Annotated in this window: 18 protein-coding genes; all 18 read right to left on the reverse strand. The window is 36.6% G+C overall.

Translation table 11 applies throughout. From position 1 onward, the window contains the following. Positions 1 to 44 precede the first annotated feature (44 nt). Positions 45 to 1,283 (reverse strand): flagellar hook protein FlgE, encoded by a 1,239-nt coding sequence (locus IQI_RS16445; protein ID WP_064093705.1) that lies wholly within the window; start codon positions 1,281 to 1,283, stop codon positions 45 to 47. A gap of 69 nt (positions 1,284 to 1,352) precedes the next feature. Further along, a complete protein-coding gene (locus IQI_RS16450; RefSeq protein WP_064093706.1) occupies positions 1,353 to 1,745 on the reverse strand; it encodes a TIGR02530 family flagellar biosynthesis protein in 393 nt (130 codons plus the stop codon). A gap of 13 nt (positions 1,746 to 1,758) precedes the next feature. Further along, positions 1,759 to 2,391, reverse strand: a complete 633-nt coding sequence (gene flgD / locus IQI_RS16455) for a flagellar hook assembly protein FlgD (protein ID WP_064093707.1) — start codon at positions 2,389 to 2,391, stop codon at positions 1,759 to 1,761. Positions 2,392 to 2,399: 8 nt separating this feature from the next. Further along, a complete protein-coding gene (locus IQI_RS16460) occupies positions 2,400 to 3,656 on the reverse strand; it encodes a flagellar hook-length control protein FliK (RefSeq protein WP_231893451.1) in 1,257 nt (418 codons plus the stop codon). 35 nt (positions 3,657 to 3,691) lie between these two features. Continuing rightward, positions 3,692 to 4,288 (reverse strand): MotE family protein, encoded by a 597-nt coding sequence (locus tag IQI_RS16465; RefSeq protein ID WP_064093709.1) that lies wholly within the window; start codon positions 4,286 to 4,288, stop codon positions 3,692 to 3,694. A 4-nt stretch (positions 4,289 to 4,292) separates the two neighbouring features. Continuing rightward, on the reverse strand, positions 4,293 to 4,739 hold the full coding sequence (gene fliJ, locus IQI_RS16470) for a flagellar export protein FliJ (protein ID WP_064093710.1): 447 nt from the start codon (positions 4,737 to 4,739) through the stop codon (positions 4,293 to 4,295). Then, positions 4,736 to 6,064 (reverse strand): flagellar protein export ATPase FliI, encoded by a 1,329-nt coding sequence (fliI, locus tag IQI_RS16475; protein WP_064093711.1) that lies wholly within the window; start codon positions 6,062 to 6,064, stop codon positions 4,736 to 4,738. Before fliI ends, fliJ begins: the two co-directional genes overlap by 4 nt. Further along, positions 6,061 to 6,837: a flagellar assembly protein FliH gene (gene fliH, locus IQI_RS16480; protein ID WP_064093712.1), complete on the reverse strand. Its 777-nt coding sequence runs from the start codon at positions 6,835 to 6,837 to the stop codon at positions 6,061 to 6,063. Before fliH ends, fliI begins: the two co-directional genes overlap by 4 nt. After that, the gene (gene fliG, locus IQI_RS16485) at positions 6,830 to 7,843 is read right to left on the reverse strand and encodes a flagellar motor switch protein FliG (protein WP_064093713.1); all 1,014 of its coding nucleotides are present in this window, start codon (positions 7,841 to 7,843) and stop codon (positions 6,830 to 6,832) included. Before fliG ends, fliH begins: the two co-directional genes overlap by 8 nt. A gap of 10 nt (positions 7,844 to 7,853) precedes the next feature. Continuing rightward, positions 7,854 to 9,449 (reverse strand): flagellar basal-body MS-ring/collar protein FliF, encoded by a 1,596-nt coding sequence (gene fliF, locus IQI_RS16490; protein ID WP_064093714.1) that lies wholly within the window; start codon positions 9,447 to 9,449, stop codon positions 7,854 to 7,856. Between the two features lie 33 nt (positions 9,450 to 9,482). Then, the gene (gene fliE, locus IQI_RS16495) at positions 9,483 to 9,785 is read right to left on the reverse strand and encodes a flagellar hook-basal body complex protein FliE (protein ID WP_064093715.1); all 303 of its coding nucleotides are present in this window, start codon (positions 9,783 to 9,785) and stop codon (positions 9,483 to 9,485) included. Positions 9,786 to 9,802: 17 nt separating this feature from the next. Next, the gene (gene flgC, locus IQI_RS16500; protein WP_064093716.1) at positions 9,803 to 10,264 is read right to left on the reverse strand and encodes a flagellar basal body rod protein FlgC; all 462 of its coding nucleotides are present in this window, start codon (positions 10,262 to 10,264) and stop codon (positions 9,803 to 9,805) included. Between the two features lie 2 nt (positions 10,265 to 10,266). Then, complete coding sequence (flgB, locus tag IQI_RS16505; RefSeq protein WP_064093717.1) at positions 10,267 to 10,656, reverse strand: flagellar basal body rod protein FlgB; 390 nt, start codon at positions 10,654 to 10,656, stop codon at positions 10,267 to 10,269. A 1,262-nt stretch (positions 10,657 to 11,918) separates the two neighbouring features. Further along, positions 11,919 to 12,698 carry a GTP-sensing pleiotropic transcriptional regulator CodY gene (gene codY, locus IQI_RS16510; RefSeq protein WP_064093718.1) on the reverse strand — a complete coding sequence of 260 codons (780 nt, stop codon included), beginning with the start codon at positions 12,696 to 12,698 and terminating at the stop codon, positions 11,919 to 11,921. Between the two features lie 97 nt (positions 12,699 to 12,795). After that, a complete protein-coding gene (gene hslU, locus IQI_RS16515; RefSeq protein ID WP_064093719.1) occupies positions 12,796 to 14,214 on the reverse strand; it encodes an HslU--HslV peptidase ATPase subunit in 1,419 nt (472 codons plus the stop codon). Between the two features lie 65 nt (positions 14,215 to 14,279). Then, complete coding sequence (hslV, locus tag IQI_RS16520) at positions 14,280 to 14,822, reverse strand: ATP-dependent protease subunit HslV (RefSeq protein ID WP_064093720.1); 543 nt, start codon at positions 14,820 to 14,822, stop codon at positions 14,280 to 14,282. Positions 14,823 to 14,839: 17 nt separating this feature from the next. Next, positions 14,840 to 15,739 (reverse strand): tyrosine recombinase XerC, encoded by a 900-nt coding sequence (xerC, locus tag IQI_RS16525; protein WP_064093721.1) that lies wholly within the window; start codon positions 15,737 to 15,739, stop codon positions 14,840 to 14,842. 61 nt (positions 15,740 to 15,800) lie between these two features. Beyond that, positions 15,801 to 17,102, reverse strand: a complete 1,302-nt coding sequence (gene trmFO / locus IQI_RS16530; protein ID WP_064093722.1) for an FADH(2)-oxidizing methylenetetrahydrofolate--tRNA-(uracil(54)-C(5))-methyltransferase TrmFO — start codon at positions 17,100 to 17,102, stop codon at positions 15,801 to 15,803. Positions 17,103 to 17,206 lie beyond the last annotated feature (104 nt).

Here is a 17,206-nt window from a genome sequence, read left to right on the forward strand (position 1 = left end):
CCTCAAAACTAATTAAGTTAGCCCCTGCCCCCTTTATTAATGAATTATCGCTTCAAATTAACAAGTTCTTGTAAGATTTCATCAGAGGTTGTAATGATACGGGTATTTGCTTGGAAACCACGCTGGGCTGTAATCATTTCTGTGAATTCTTCTGATAAATCAACGTTAGACATTTCGAGTGCTCCTGACTGAAGCGTTCCTCTTCCTTCTCCTGCTACTCCTTGGTTTGGAAGACCTGAGTTATTAGAAGCTTGAAATAAATTACTTCCAGTCTTAATTAGTCCACCCGGATTAGAGAAAGTTGCCAGTGCAAGTTGACTTAATACCCTTACTTCTCCATTTGAAAATACTCCATTCACTTCACCTGAAGAACCAATATTGAAGCTTTCTAAGTATCCTTCAGAATTCCCGTCTACTGTATTTACATTAGCCGATGATGAGCTATCGAATTGACTGATTTTCGAGAAATCCAAATCAATATCCTGGGTAGGTGCAGCACCTGTTTGGTTATTCAGAGTAATCGTAAAAGGTGCAGCTGAAGATAATTTACCTTCTGAATCAAAGTTTAAGGTTGTACCCATTTCATTTGTTGCAGTACTACCAACGGACACACCATTAGTTAAACTGGATACTTTAGCATCCCAAGTATTATTAGTCGCTGACTTAGTCATCACTATTTTCAAACTAATATCTTTCCCTAAAGAATCCTTCACTTTTGTTTCTAGTTCCACCTGAGTACTTGCAACAGCACTTGACTTTAAATTTCCGTTATAGGTTGCCTTTGTCGTGGCTTGTGGAGCCATGGTTGTATCTGTATCAATGGTAATATCTGTTGTACCACTCTTATTCACAACCCCATCCGCATCAACTGGATAACCTTGTATAAGGCCACCTTGACCGTTTACAAGACTCCCATTTGAATCTAAATAAAAGTTTCCTGCACGGGAGTATAGCTCGTTATTTCCTTGTCTAACAACAAAGAATCCATCTCCAGATACTGCCACGTCTAATGTTCTTCCTGTGGTTTGTAAACTTCCTTGTGTCTGAATTGAATCGATTGAAGATAAAGAAGATCCTAGTCCAACTTGCTTGGCATTTTGTCCTCCACGATTATCGGATGCTCTACTTGCTCCAGATACCGTCTGATTCATTAAATCCTGAAACGTTACACGACCTTTTTTATACCCATACGTATTCACGTTTGCGATGTTATTCCCTATTACATCTAGTTTTGTTTGAAAGTTCTTCATTCCACTTATTCCTGAATACATTGAACGAATCATTATATTTTTCCCCTTTCATATTAGCTGCTTCGATCGGTCCACAGCTATAGGCTTCCTTTAAGGTCCAGCCTAAGAATCTATTAGTATAGTTCCATTGATATTCGTGAAAATTTGCGAATTCGCTTCATGACGGTCTAATGCTGTAATAACCGTTGAATTTTTTGCACTGACAATTAAAGCAGCGTCTTTTAATAAGACTAATGAATCTTGGACACCTTTTGATTTTGCTTCTTTTACTTTTTCTCCAATCTTCTCCCATGTTTGAGAAGATATCGAAATCCCTCTTTGTTCCATTCGCACCTTTGCATGTCTACTAACTACAATATCCGTTCCACCCTGCATGACTTTTTCTAATTGGGAAGAAAAAGATGTAGCAGGTTTTTGAACAATCGTATTTGTCTTTTGTTTATACGTTGACGTAATTGGTTGGGATGGAACTCGATGAAGGAACGTTCTTTCCATACAACCACTCCTATTAAGACTCTATTTTTAAAAGGTCATCACTAGAGATACTATCTCCATTGTTTGTGTGAATCCAGATTTGAGAATCTTTCTTTGAAACGGATTGAACTACACCGCTCACTTCTTCAGATTCATTCTTCCAAGTCACTTTTTTACCTATTAACATTGAAGCATTCACTAAGGATTCTTGTGAGGAGTGAGGCTGTGAGTTCACCTGAGATATATTACCAGGATTTAGAACTGTTCCATCTTCCATTATGAATTCAACCGTGTCGTTCTTAAAACGAACACCCTTAACAAGTCCTTGACCTTCTTGAATTTCAGGAATTTCATTTGAATCCGATTCAATCATTTTATGCCAAGTAACTTCTTTACCGACAAATTGATTGTAAGCTATTAATTGAGATTGATTTTGGTTTTCTACAAATTTCTCCATTGTTTTGGTTAAGTTCGTCATTTGTTCTAAAGAAGAAAATGTAGCCATTTGAGCAATAAAATCCTTATCCTGCATAGGATTTAAAGGATCTTGATTCTGTAATTGAGTCATTAATATTTTCAGGAAATCATCTTTCCCCAAAATGTCACTTGCACCTTGTCGTTTCGTTTGTAATGTGGAATAAAGTAAACTTGGGTCTATCTTTGTCATGTGATCACCTAAACCTCACTGTTTATAAGAAATTCCTTAAATGATTCTGAATCCTTTTCATTATGATGTTCCGAAGCTTCTTGTTGATTATTCCTATTGTTTTGCTGAGAAGATTGTTGCTGTGACTGTCCTTTACTTTGACGTTCTGCATCAGTTAAAGCTTGTGATATCTCAATCTTCTCGACTTGTAAATTTTGTGAAGAAAATGCTTGTTTCAAGGCATGCAGTTGAGAATCTAAAAGCTCTTTAGCTGTAGTGGATGATGCTAAGATCTTCGCAGTCATGACACCATTTTGTTGAAGGAGTTCTATTCTCAAAGAACCTAATCTCTCTGGATAGAGCTTGATGAGCAACTTACTCATATTGGGTTGAGAGACCATTTGTGATTTACTTAAGACATTCTGAAATTCTTTAACAAATTGTTCATATTGAATGGACCTTGAAGATGATTGTAATGATATTGAAAATTGCTCGGTTTTTGGAAGAGTAAAATGAAACGTGTTCCCTTGAACATTTCCAGTCACTTTCTGATCTTTAATCGTTTCTTCATTTGGATGACTTTGTACACTAGATGGTGTTGATATTTGTCGCTGGAATGCTTCCTTTAACACAGGAGACCACTCTTTTGATCCGCTCATCAAATTAACCAATGAACTTTCTACTTTACCTTGTACGATTCGTAGCATTTCTTTCGTTTCAGATGCTTTGTGTGCATCAATAATATGCAAATCCTTTTTGTTAGATAAAAGTTCAATCACTTTTGCCAACTTTACACTCTCTTCAATCCCATTATTCCCCTTTAATTCCTTAGAATTTTTTGAGATGTACGATTGTAATAACTGAAGGGTACCAACAATGATGTCATGAATATCGATTTTATCTAACTCACCTAACGCTGTATGGTTCTGTTCTTCAATGCCTAAAACTCGTTCTTTAAGTTGTGCAAAAGCCTTCTCAATTGTCGATAGGTCTATCTCTAGAATGCTAGCAATATCTTCAATATTTACTCCCTCTAATTCAGTAAGGGAAAGAATTTGGTCTTCGGTTAAACCTAATTCCTCTAGCTCTTTTGCTCCTATAATAGTACTTAGAGAAAGTAGTGAGGCTATGGAACTTTCTTTGGTTTCATTCGTATTTTCATATGTTTGATTTGATACCATACCTAATAGATGCTTAGAAAACCCACCGTTAACTCCCTTCGTTCCATTGTTATTATTAACAGAACCTAAGGCCGTGTTTATACTTTGTATTGACGTCATTCCCATTTCCACTTTTTTCACCCCCTTTCAACTTAAATGTCTTATTCTTCATCAGTAGAAAGTAACTCTGTATACATTGCAGCATCGGCAGGAGGCATCTTTTCTAATATATCTCCCAGTGTATCTGGCTTGATGCTTGAGAGAATTTTTATGGCATCTTCGTCTTCCATATTCATTAAAACAGGGGCAGCACTCTTTGCAGACATGGATTCAAATGTACTCACTACCTCTTTAAAGGCTCTTTTGTTTTCTTCCCCTATCTGTCTTAATTCCTCTAATTCATTTTTTTGTTGCTCAATGGTCGCTTGCAGTTGTTCATTGTCTGTCTCTTTACGATCTATTTCACTTTGCAGTTGTAGAATTTTTGCTTCTTTATCTTCAATTGAAGCTTGAAGTGATATAAGACGATCTTCTAATTGATCAACATTCTCCTTGGTATCAGAGGGAATTACCTTTGATAATAAAGGAATGTCCGAACTGATAGACTGTGCCTTTTCAAATACGTTTATTCCTGCAACTGTCATGACAACTAAACCGATAGTTATTGCGAACAAAAGAGGGATAAACACGATAAATAGTACTGACTGAAAACGATTGTATGATTTTCCTTCTTTCCCTTGTTCTAGCCCCTTTGCCATGAAATCACCTAATTCCTCGATTCAAATATTGAGCAACCGAAACTTCATCCAGCTGCTTACTCTCGTCCTTTTTTCGCTCTTGAAGGAATCGAGAAAAATCTTTCACTTTCATTTTTTCATATTTCTTTACTTCGACATTCATATCAACCAATTTTTCTTCATACCAATTCATCCGGTTTCTTGCCTGTATAACAAGATCTTGGTAGTATGTGATGCTTTTTTCTATGTTAGTAATAAATTGTTGATGATGGCGTATGTCTTGCACAGAAAACCCCGATTGAAGTTTTTGAGCCTGGTAACTTTCAAGATCCTCTTTCTTTTTTAAAAACTTGTAAAGTTTTTCAGCTGCTTGTTCAAACTTCACTATCGAACCTTTGTACATTTCATGAACTTCATTTTTTTCTTTTTCTTTTAAAGTCAGGATTCGTTGGAACCTATACTGATAGCTCATTCTCTCCCATCACCTTTTTCTGATAGTCTTATCAGTTCATTCACACTTGTGGCTTGGGTTACTTGCTCGTAAACTCCTTGTTTTAAAAAAGATAATATTTTCGGATAGTAGACAATTGCTTCATCGATTTCTTTTGATGTACCCTTTTTATATGCTCCGATTTGAATTAGATCCTCAGAATTCATATAGGTACTTAATAACTCCCTAATTCTAGTTGACGCTTGTAGATGCTGAGGAGATGCAAGATGATTCATTAATCGACTGACGCTTTTAAGTATATTGATAGCTGGGAATTGACCTCGGTTTGCAATTTCTCTATCCAGTACAATGTGACCATCAAGTATCCCTCTGACCGTATCAGAGATCGGTTCGTTTAAGTCGTCACCGTCTACTAATACAGTGTAAAATGCTGTGATACTTCCATGTAGATTCGTCCCGGTTCTTTCTAGTAATTTTGGCAAAATGGCAAATACAGAAGGGGTATAGCCTTTCGTTGTAGGCGGTTCACCAACTGCTAATCCAATTTCCCTTTGAGCCATTGCTACACGAGTAGCAGAATCCATCATGAGCATGACATTCATTCCTTTGTCACGGAAATATTCTGCAATCGCTGTGGCTGTAAAAGCGCCTTTAATTCTCATTAAAGCAGGTTGGTCAGAAGTTGCAGCAACAACGATTGTGCGTTTTAAACCTTCTTCTCCCAAGTCCCTTTCTATAAATTCCCGGACTTCTCTTCCCCGCTCACCAATGAGGGCAATGACATTAATATCGGCTTTGGTGTTTCGTGCAATCATTCCAAGTAACGTACTCTTCCCGACACCACTTCCTGCAAATATCCCTACACGTTGACCCTTTCCAACAGTCAACATGCTATCAATTGCTTTCACTCCAACTTCCATTGGTTCGTCAATTGGAGGTCGTGACAAAGGGTTAGGAGGATCCTGCTCTGTATATGTTGTGTTTAAACCCCTTGGTAATTCACTACCGTCAAATGGTCTTCCTAAAGAATCAATAACCTTACCTATTAAGGAAGAACCAATTTTAACCTTTAGAGGTTTTGAAGTGGCTTCTACTAAACTGCCAGGAGCAATATCATGCATATTTGTATAGGGCATGAGAATGACCAGCTCTCCATTAAAGCCAACTACTTCGGCAAGAATAACTTTCGGTTTTCCGCGACTGACAAGGTGAATATGACAAACCTCTCCGACAGAACTTTCTGGACCTTGAGATTCAATCATTAGTCCAACAACTCTTTTAACTTTTCCGTATTTTTTAAAAGTAGGAATGGAAGGGATATATTGGATTAAATCAACCGCTCTCATTCTTCATCACCTAGCAAAATTTCAAGAAGTTTTTGTTTTAATTCCTTTAGTTGAATGTCTACACTGACCATAATTCTTCCTTGACTCGTTTCGATATAACATTCATCTCGTCCAAGTTCATCATTCGCATAAATATAGCATTGAACATTTGAGGGGAAAACCACTTCCAGTTCATCTTTGTTTTCGTTAAGAAGTTGATGCCTACTTGGGTGCACATGGATTTGGATTTCAGGTAAATCCCTTACTTCCTTTAAACTACGTTTTATAATAGAAATAAAGTTTTCAGGTTCATCTACAATTTTCTGGTTGATAATTTTTTCTGCACAAGCTACACCTAAAGAAAGAATGACTTTTTCTGCATTTTCAATATAAGAGTAATATTGCTGTTTGTTAACCTCTGTAATATCATTCGCTTGTTGAAGATGAGCGGAATAATCTTGATATCCTTTTCTCTTCCCTTCCTGTTCTCCTTGTTGAAAACCAGCATTGTAAGCTTCTTGCATGAGTTGCTCTCTCTCAATTACCCATCTTTCCCTTTCAAGCTCAATTTGTTCCTGTGCTTTCTTTAATTGAATAGCTGCATCATCTACCAGATTCGCTGCCTTTTGCTCTGCTTCTTCTAATAGTCTGTTGAGTTCAACGGAATTCTCCATTGGTTCTTTACCTTCCTCTTCAGGAAGGTTTGAATGTTTGGAGGATACTTGTTTGAGAGAAATTAACTTGCCTTTTCTTTCTGAAGTTTGAGTTATAGAAGATTTAATAATTCTAGACAATAATATCGTCTCCCCCACCACGGGCTATGATAATTTCACCTGAATCCTCTAATCGTCTTATGACAGCAACGATTCGAGATTGTGCTTCTTCTACATCACGTAATCTAACAGGCCCCATAAATTCCATTTCTTCCTTTAGACTCTCTACCATACGGTTTGACATATTTTTAAAGACAACTTCTTTCACTTCGTCACTTGAGACTTTTAAGGATAGAAGTAGGTCTTCATTTTCACAATCGCGAATCACTCGTTGAATTGATCGACCATCTAATGTAACAATATCTTCGAACACAAACATCCTCTTTTTAATTTCTTCTGCTAATTCAGGATCTTGTATTTCTAAAGCATCTAGGATGGTTCTTTCTGTGGAGCGGTCTACTCCATTTAATACTTCTACCACAGCCTCAACTCCACCAGTTTGAGAATAATCTTGTGTTACTGTTGTAGAAAGCTTTCTTTCTAGTATCGCTTCTACTTCACTAATTACTTCTGGAGAAGTACCATCCATTAAGGCGATTCGCCTAGCTATATCAGCCTGAACCTCTTGTGGTAGCTCTGAAAGGATTTGTCCAGCTTGTTGAGGCTCTAAATAAGATAGTATAAGAGCTATCGTTTGTGGATGTTCATTTTGTATGAAATTTAGAATTTGACCAGCGTCAGCTCTTCTAGCAAAATCAAATGGTTTAACTTGCAAAGAAGAGGTTAATCGATTAATAATAGCCGATGCTTGATCTGTTCCAAGTGCTTTTTCCAATACCGTTTTGGCATAACCAATTCCACCTTGAGAAATATAATCTTGAGCAATAGCGATATTATGAAATTCTTCCAATATATCTTCTTTTGCATCTGTTTCTACCTTTTTTACTCCAGAGATCTCCAAGGTCAATTTCTCTATTTCTTCTTCAGCTAAATGCTTGTATACTGATGCGGATACATCAGGACCAAGAGAGATTAGAAGGATGGCTGCTTTTTGTTTTCCCGTTAGTTCTTTCTCTCTTCTCACCATATTAATCCCCCTAATCCTCGGCTAACCAAGTTCGTAGTAATTTTGCAAATTCTTCTGGTTTCTCTTTCGCCATTCTTTCCAGCTGCTTACGGCGGATAGATCCCTCTGTATCTTCCTTCGGTTCAATATCCGGAATATACGCAGGCTCTCTCTTTTCTTCGTAAACCAGCTCTTCAACTTCTTTATTTTTACGTGAACGAAGAATAAAGAATATTAATAATATAATTACAACCAATAAGATAGCCCCAACAACATATGTCCACCACGGTAATACAGGTTTAGATTCGTTTGAGAATTCCATCTTACCGTTAAACGGTTGTACTGAAACTACAACTTTATCCTGAATTGATTCATCTGTTAGTTCTGTTGCAGCATCTTTGTCAATTGATGTTCTAACAATGGTAGATAGGATTTGACGTATATCTTCGACTCTGTCCTGTGGTAATGAGTTTACTTCTTCTGGATTCGGTGGCTCAACCATTACCTGGACGCCAAGATCTCTTATTTTATAAGGGCTTTCAACAATTTCTTTACGAATACGGTTCACTTCATTGTTAATGGTCTCTTCAATTCTTTCATAATCACCGTTTGATTCAGACCCACTTTGATAAGTCACTCCGCTGTTAGTTGGCTCATTACCATCCTGAGTTCCAGGTGTCCCTCCGGGGTTAGCCCCTTCACCTGAGAATGTTTCTGTTATTCGATGGGCACTTACTGCAATTCCTTCAATATTTTCTTCATCAACAGGTGTTACTTCGTTTACTTCTTGATTTACTTGGGTAAAGTCTATATCGGTAGTAACGGAAACAACCACTTTGTTAAATCCAATTAAAGTTCCTAACATATTCTGAACTTGTCGCTGGATATCACGCTCAATTTCTTTCTTGATGTTCATTTGTTGTGCAAAATTCCCACTACCCGAATTATTTTGAGATTCTAGGTCAAAATACTCAAAAAACTGATTCATGATGACGATATTCTCAGTAGGGAGATCAGGAACACTTTTGGATACTAAATGATAAAGCGATTTAATTTGCTTTGGATCGAAATTAAAACCTGGTTTGGTATTTAAGACGATAGAAGCTGATGCCTGTTGAAGGTCATCATTTAAAAAAACTTGTTCCTTTGGTAGATTAATCATTACTTTAGCATCTTGTACACCATCTATCCCCTTCATTAGATCAGCAAGCTCTGTTTGCATTGCATCTAGCTTGAGGACGTTGAACTCATTATCTGTCATACCGAATCCCGCATTTTGACTGAAGAAAGAGTAATCAATACTTCCTGAGTTTGGAATACCTTCTGCTGCTAATTCAACTTTCAACGTATCGACTTGCTCCTTCGGTACCAAGATTGTGGTACCTCCATCAGAGATTTCTGATGGTACTCCTCTTCCATCTAGATTTTCCTTTATTGTGCCCGTCTCAGAAGGAGAAAGATTACTATATAAAGGAACAAGTGTTGTTCTTGTTGCAAAAAAACTAGCTACGCTGACAAAAATCACAAAAACTAAAAGGGTAATCCCCATTCCAGTCTTTTGCTTTTTGGTTCTACTTGTCCAAAATGACTTTATTTGCTCTGTATATTTCTTATACGATTCATTCATTACAATCCCCCGGTACTCGACTGCATGCTTCTATTACATTGGCATTCTCATTATTTCTTGATAAGCTTCTATTACTTTGTTACGTACTTCCAATGTCGTTTGTAACGTAATGCTAGCCTTTTGCGAAGCAATCATTACTTGGTGAAGATCTACATTTTCACCTCGAACAAGCTTTTCTGTCATCTGATCTGATATAACTTGGGTTTGATTTACTTCTTCAATGGACTTTTTTAATAATTGTCCAAAGTTTTCTTGAAATTCAGAAGGTGAAATTTTTTTTGACATTGACGGACTAATAACACCAGGATTAACCGAACTAATATTATGAATTGTCATAAGTTCATCCTTTCTCCTTATTTACCAATTTCTAAGGATTTCATTAACATTGATTTGTTCGCATTGAAAACTGTCACATTTGCTTCATATGAACGAGTGGCCGAGATTAAATCAACCATTTCTCTTAATGGGTCTACGTTTGGCAATTGTACATAACCATCTCCATTAGCATCTGGATGCTCTGGATCAAACACCATTTTATAGGGTGTTTCCGTATCTTTTTCAATTCTAGCTACGCCAACACCGTTACCTATTGAATGATCCTCGCTTCTATTCATCGCTTGATTTAGAAAGGATGAAAATCGAGCTTCTTTAGGTTGAAATACTACTGATTTTCTCTGATAGGGTACCCATTCGCCATTTACCTTTTCCCCTCTCGTAGTATCAACGTTTGCCATATTCGAAGAGATAACATCCATTCTTAAGCGCTGTGCGGTTAAGGCAGATGCGGTAGTATTCATACTTGAAAATATCGCCATTCTTACTTACCTCCTCTTATCACAGATTGAAGACTGTTAAACTTTCCGTTGATTCGATCGGTTAAGGCATTGAAATATATCTGATTGGTAGCCATTTCTGACATTTCCTGATCTAGGTCTACTCCATTTCCGTTATGATTGTATTGATTATTTACTTTCGTTTTGACGGCAGGATGTTGGGCAGCAGATTGAAAAGTGAAATGCCTGGAATCTGTCCTTTTAGCATCTAGTTGATTCATTGAATTATGTAGTAAGGTTTTGAATTCTACTTCTTTTGCTTTGTAATTGGGCGTATCAACATTTGCAATATTTTGAGCTATTACTTTTTGATTTAATGAGGCGTAATTTAAACCTCTTTCCAATGTGTTGAAAGTATTGGAAAATAATTTCATTTCAGTCACCTCAATCATTTTTTGACAAGTAACTACTATTTTTTACAATTTTAGCAGGTAACAGTATTTATTGTAATGTTTAGGACAAAGAGTGTCTATGAATATTCAGTAGTTTTTTAAGAATATCGTCGCATTTTGGAGAAAATGTGACTTTCTGACCAATTACCAACCTATTTTTCCCATGAAATATATCAAACATTCACGCTTCTTTTCACTGACATTATTATTATTACAAATAGATTACAATTCTAATTGTAACAATTCCTTTTATTAACCACTACCTGAATATTTTTCCAATAAACGAGATTTACAAGTGACATATTTTTCCTTAATTACAATTTAAGAACTACGAGAAGATTTCCCTCTGTTATTTTTATCCTTTATTTTTACACTATATATTTTATGCAAAGGTTTTGTAACTATGTCGAAATTAGTCGTAACATTCTTGTAATTTCATTGTACTACTCATTGGAATGTTAGCAATACCCAATAGATTGGCAATGGTAGTCCTTTCGGCTTATTTTAAGAAAATTCTTTTTCACTAAGAATGGTTTTATTTTAAAACACATGAATCTAGCGAATGCTTTGTCAACCAGTGTGTGCTGGAATCGTGAGGGAAACTACTTAGCTTTCAGCTAGTGTTCGGCCTAGCCTTTTTAACTTCGCTTCCACGCCCGTTTTTCCTCAGGAGTCTACTCAGTTCTCCTCAACACCTAAAAAAATTATATGTGACAGAGCTTAATTGTGAAAAAAACAATCGTAAGAAGCGACCTTTCTTTAATAAAAGTAAAATACACCACTTCACAGTTTTAAAATGATGTTTCAAGCTTATATTGTATTTATATTAGTCCATAGAAATAAACTAAAGCTGAGAATGTTGATTTTCTGCTGCAAAAGCTCGACTCCTACGGGGATTGCGGGAATTCACGAAAAGTTAGGGGCTTTGTACATAGGCTCATTCATAAGGCGATTCTGTCAGAAAGGCGTATTTTGCTTTTTTGGCAGAATCGCCATTGTCCTCGAGGCCCTAAGACCCGGAGCTAAACAGGTAGACCTAAAGGGAGGCGCAACTCACGCATTGCAGAACGCGAACAACTATCACTGCAATCAACCTCTACTCGCTTTTGCAATAGCACAACGTTTATGAAAAGAGCCTTATGTAAAGATTCATAGAAAATACCCTCATTATCCAGCAACTATAAGGAAAAATAAAAAGCCACAGTCTCAAAATATGAGACTGTGGCTTTCCTACTTTAACTGAATTAATTTGTACGAAGTTTATCTAATTCCATAAGGAATTTGTTATTTAGAACTTTGATATATGTCCCTTTCATACCTAATGAACGGGATTCAATAACTCCAGCACTTTCAAGCTTACGAAGTGCATTCACAATTACTGAACGGGTAATACCTACTCTGTCAGCGATTTTTGAAGCAACTAATAAGCCTTCATTTCCATTTAACTCTTCAAAGATATGCTCAATCGCTTCAAGTTCACTATATGACAATGAACTAATAGCCATTTGAACAACTGCTTTGCTTCTAGCTTCCACTTCGATTTCTTCGGCTTTTTCACGAAGAATCTCCATACCTACTACTGTTGCACCATATTCACCTAGAATAAGATCATCATCTTCAAAACTAGCCTCTAATCGAGCAAGAATTAAAGTACCTAATCTATCTCCTCCACCAATAATCGGAACAATGGTCGTTAAACCATTTTTAAATAGTTCTCTGTTTTCAACAGGGAAAGCAGTATACTCACTATTCACATCCAGGTTTGGAGATGTTTCTTGAACATTAAATAAGTTTTGTGTATACTCTTCTGGAAATTGACGATCAGCAAGCATTTGTTTCATTCGCTCATTTTCAATTTGTTGATTGATGGCATAACCTAACAGCTTACCTCGACGACTTACAACAAAGACATTCGCCTCAATCACCTTACTTAATGTTTCTGACATTTCTTTAAAGTTAACTGGTTTACCCGCTGCTTTTTGCAGCATAGCATTAATCGTTCTTGTTTTCCCTAATAAATTCATTTCATTTCCTCCTACTACATCTTAAGTGTATCTATTATTTGATTTTTATTTGTGTATTCTATTCTTAATCCTTACCCTGATTATATAATGAAGAAACTTATAAGATAAACTGGCTTAAATCCTTATCCTTTGAAATCGCACCTAATTTATCTTCTACATAACTTGGAGTTATTTGAATGGTTTCTAAAGTAATATCAGGCGCTTCAAAGGATAGATCTTCCAGAAGCTTCTCCATTATAGTATGAAGTCTTCTCGCACCAATATTATCCGTGTTTTGATTTACTTCAAATGCAATTTCAGCTAATCTACGTATAGCATCGTCAGAAAATTCAATTTGTATACCTTCCGTTTCCATTAATGCAATATATTGCTTAATGATCGCATTATCAGGTTCAATCAATATTCGAACAAAGTCTTCAGTAGACAATTTTTGCAGCTCTACTCTGATTGGGAAACGTCCTTGTAGCTCTGGAATCAAATCGGAAGGTTTGCTCATATGAAAAGCACCTGCAGCAATAAAAAGGACATGATCCGTTTTAACAGAACCGTATTTTGTTACAACAGTTGAACCTTCAACGACAGGAAGGATATCTCTTTGAACACCTTCTCTAGATACATCAGCAGAGGATTGTCCGGAGCTTTTACTAGCAATCTTATCCATTTCATCTATAAAGATAATCCCAGATTGCTCAGTTCGTTCAATTGCTTCTTGAGTGACCTCATCCATATCAATAAGCTTTTGAGCTTCTTCATTGGTAAGCACAACTCTAGCTTCTTTCACTTTTAATTTCCGCTTCTTCTTTTTCTTCGGCATGAAATTACTAAGAGCATCCTGCATATTCATGCCCATTTGCTCCATACCTGATCCTTGAAGCATATCAAACATAGATGATTGCTGTTCTTCAACCTCTATGTTGATAAACTCTTCTTCTAATTTTCCTTCTTTAAGTCTTTCCTCTATTCTTTTACGTTGTTCATGAATAGACATTTCTTCTCGTTTTTCATCTTCTTCTTCTTGTGATGAATCGGGTGATTGATTTCCACCAAAGATCATTTCAAAAGGATTTTTATAGGAAGAAGACTTTTTCTTTGAGGGAACAAGTAGTTCAACGAGTCGACGATTGGCGTTTTCCGCAGCCCTTTCACGTACACCAATCATCTTTTCCTCTTTAACTAATCGTACTGAAGTTTCAACTAAATCTCGAACCATTGATTCCACATCACGACCAACGTAACCTACTTCAGTAAACTTTGTTGCCTCCACTTTAACAAATGGTGCCCTTACTAGCTTTGCAATTCTCCTTGCAATCTCTGTTTTACCTACACCAGTTGGTCCCATCATTAGAATGTTTTTAGGAATCACTTCATCCTTTAAAACATCTGAAAGAAGACTTCGGCGATAACGGTTCCTTAGAGCAACAGCAACCGCTCTTTTTGCATCTTTCTGACCAACGATGTATTGGTCTAATCGTTCAACAATTTGCCTTGGGGTTAAGTGATCAGTCTTATTCTTCAAATGGCACACTCCTTACTTTTTTCTATAATTGTAAGAGAAAAAAAGTATGATGGATAAATTGTTAACTAAAGCTCTTCAACAATGATTTGATTGTTCGTATATACACATATATCCGCTGCAATTTGCAAAGAGGCCTTCGCAATTTCTTTCGCTGTCAAATGGTCTCCAGAAAATTGTTTTAAAGCTCGACCTGCTGATAATGCATAATTCCCGCCTGAACCAATTGCCAGTATTCCATCATCTGGTTCTATCACTTCTCCTGTACCAGAGATCAGTAGTAGATGAGTCTCATCCATTACGATGAGCATAGCTTCTAATTTTCTCAAGACCTTATCACTTCGCCACTGTTTCGCAAGCTCTACCGCAGCACGTTGAAGATTCCCATTAAATTCTTGAAGCTTGCCCTCAAACATTTCTGACAATGTAAAAGCATCAGCTACTGAACCAGCAAATCCAGCTAATACCTTTCCATTGAATAGCTTTCTTACTTTCTTGGCAGTATGCTTCATGACAACTGTATTCCCAAAAGTAACTTGGCCATCACCAGACATAGCACATTGACCTTTATGTTGAACGGCAAAAATCGTGGTTGCATGGAATTGTTCCATTATAAAACCTCCAACTCTTAAGCACGTGGATGATGTGCTAAATATGTTTTTCGTAAATGATCCTTTGACACATGAGTGTATACTTGAGTTGATGATAACTGGGAATGTCCCAAAAGCTCTTGTACTGTTCTCAAATCTGCACCATTATTTAATAAATGAGTTGCAAAAGTATGTCGTAACATATGGGGATGTATTTTACCTGTTAAGGATGCCTTTTCGATCATTTTATTAAGAATTGACCGAATACCTCTTTGTGTGAGCGCGCCTCCACGATGATTCACAAATAAAGTTGAATGTATTTGTTCTTTCATTAGTAAAGGTCGAGATTTTGTTATGTATTCTTCTAATGCATCGTGAGCGAAGCTACCAAAAGGTACATACCTCTCCTTGTTACCTTTTCCTTTTACAAGGATTGTAGATAGAGAAAAATCTACATCCTTTAGCTGTAAGTTGGAACATTCACTTACACGGATCCCAGTACCATATAACAATTCGAATATTCCTTTATTTCGTATATCTAATAAAGAATCTCCACTACATGCTTCTAATAACGCTTGTATCTCTTCTTCATAAAAGAACTTTGGTAATCTTTGTTCTTTTTTAGGAAGATTCACAAATGAGAAAGGATTATCAAGAAAATATTTTTCCTTGTTCAAATAACGGTAAAAACTCCTTAAGCTTGAAACCTTTCTAGACATCGAAGCTCTAACTAAACCTTTATCATGTAGTTTTGTTAAAAAAAGTCTAGCATCAAAATAATTGACATCTTCTAATGATTCTAAACCTTGTTCTTTCATAAATACGTAGAACTCTTCTATATCATGACGATATTGTTCAAAAGTATGAGTTGAATAATGCTTTTCAATTTTTAAATATTCAATAAAGGATTGTAATTGTTTATTTAATTGATTTATCATAGTTAACACCTCACAAGGGCTACTAAATAGTAACACAACCTGGCAACCCTTGCAATGAATTTTACACTTTTTTCACAAAGTTCTGAATTGTTTCTAACGCCCTATTAGCGTGCTCTTCATTTCGTTCTTTTTTCCCTTTTAATCTAACTGGTAAATCTGGAAATAGACCAAAATTAGCATTCATAGGTTGAAAGTTCTTTTTATTAGCTGTGGTAATGTATCTCGCCATACTGCCGATTGCAGTTTCATGAGGAAACACAACTGGTATTTCATTTTGTGCTAGCTTGGCTGCATTAATTCCTGCAATTAATCCGCTGGCTGCGGATTCTACATATCCCTCTACACCTGTCATTTGCCCTGCAAAAAATATATGATCATGATCCTTTAATTGGTAGGTGTCCTTTAATGCGTTAGGTGAATTAATAAATGTATTTCGGTGCATTACACCATAACGAACAATATCCGCATTTTCTAGACCGGGAATTAAGCGAAGGACTTCTTTTTGTGGCCCCCATTTCAAATGAGTTTGGAATCCAACTATATTGTACAGGGTTCCTGCTGCATCATCCTGTCTTAATTGGACAACTGCATATGGACGTTTTCCTGTTTTAGGATCTTCTAATCCAACAGGCTTTAATGGTCCGAACAACATTGTCTTTTTCCCACGAGCCGCCATTACTTCAATTGGCATACATCCTTCAAAGAATATTTCTTTTTCAAACTCTTTAAGGGGAACTGTTTCTGCAGAAATTAGCGCTTCATAAAATGTGTTAAATTCCTCTTCATTCATTGGGCAATTTAAATACGCTGCTTCACCTTTGTCATAACGTGATTTTAAGTATACCTTGTCCATATCGATAGAATCTTTTTCTATAATAGGTGCAGCTGCATCATAAAAATATAGGTGTTCTTCTCCAGTCAGCTTTCTAATTTTCTCTGATAGACCTTCACTCGTTAATGGACCCGTTGCGATAATCGTGATGCCTTCTGGAATTTCCGTTACTTCTTCATGATATACGGTGACATTAGGGTGATTCTTGACTTTCTCTGTTACATGAGCAGCAAATTCGTGCCGGTCAACAGCTAATGCTCCACCTGCTGGGACTGCACAAACGTCTGCTGCACTTATGATGACCGAATCTAAGTGGCGCATCTCTTCTTTTAATACACCAACGGCATTTGTTAATGTATTCGCTCGTAGAGAATTACTACAAACAAGCTCTGCAAACTTATCTGTATGATGAGCCGGGGTTTGCCGTACTGGTCTCATTTCAAACAAGTTTACTTTTATTCCTCTCTTAGCAATCTGCCATGCGGCCTCGCTGCCCGCTAATCCTGCACCAATAACATTTACAACAGTCATATAAGATGTCCTCCTTCTGATAGATCATTTTTTTGTATAGTTTCAATTCGAAAACATGTTTACATAGTAAATAAGACAGGGGCATTGATTTCGTTTTGATTTGA

Source organism: Rossellomorea aquimaris TF-12, assembly GCF_001648555.1.
In the GTDB taxonomy this organism is placed as follows: Bacteria; Bacillota; Bacilli; order Bacillales; family Bacillaceae_B; genus Rossellomorea; species Rossellomorea aquimaris.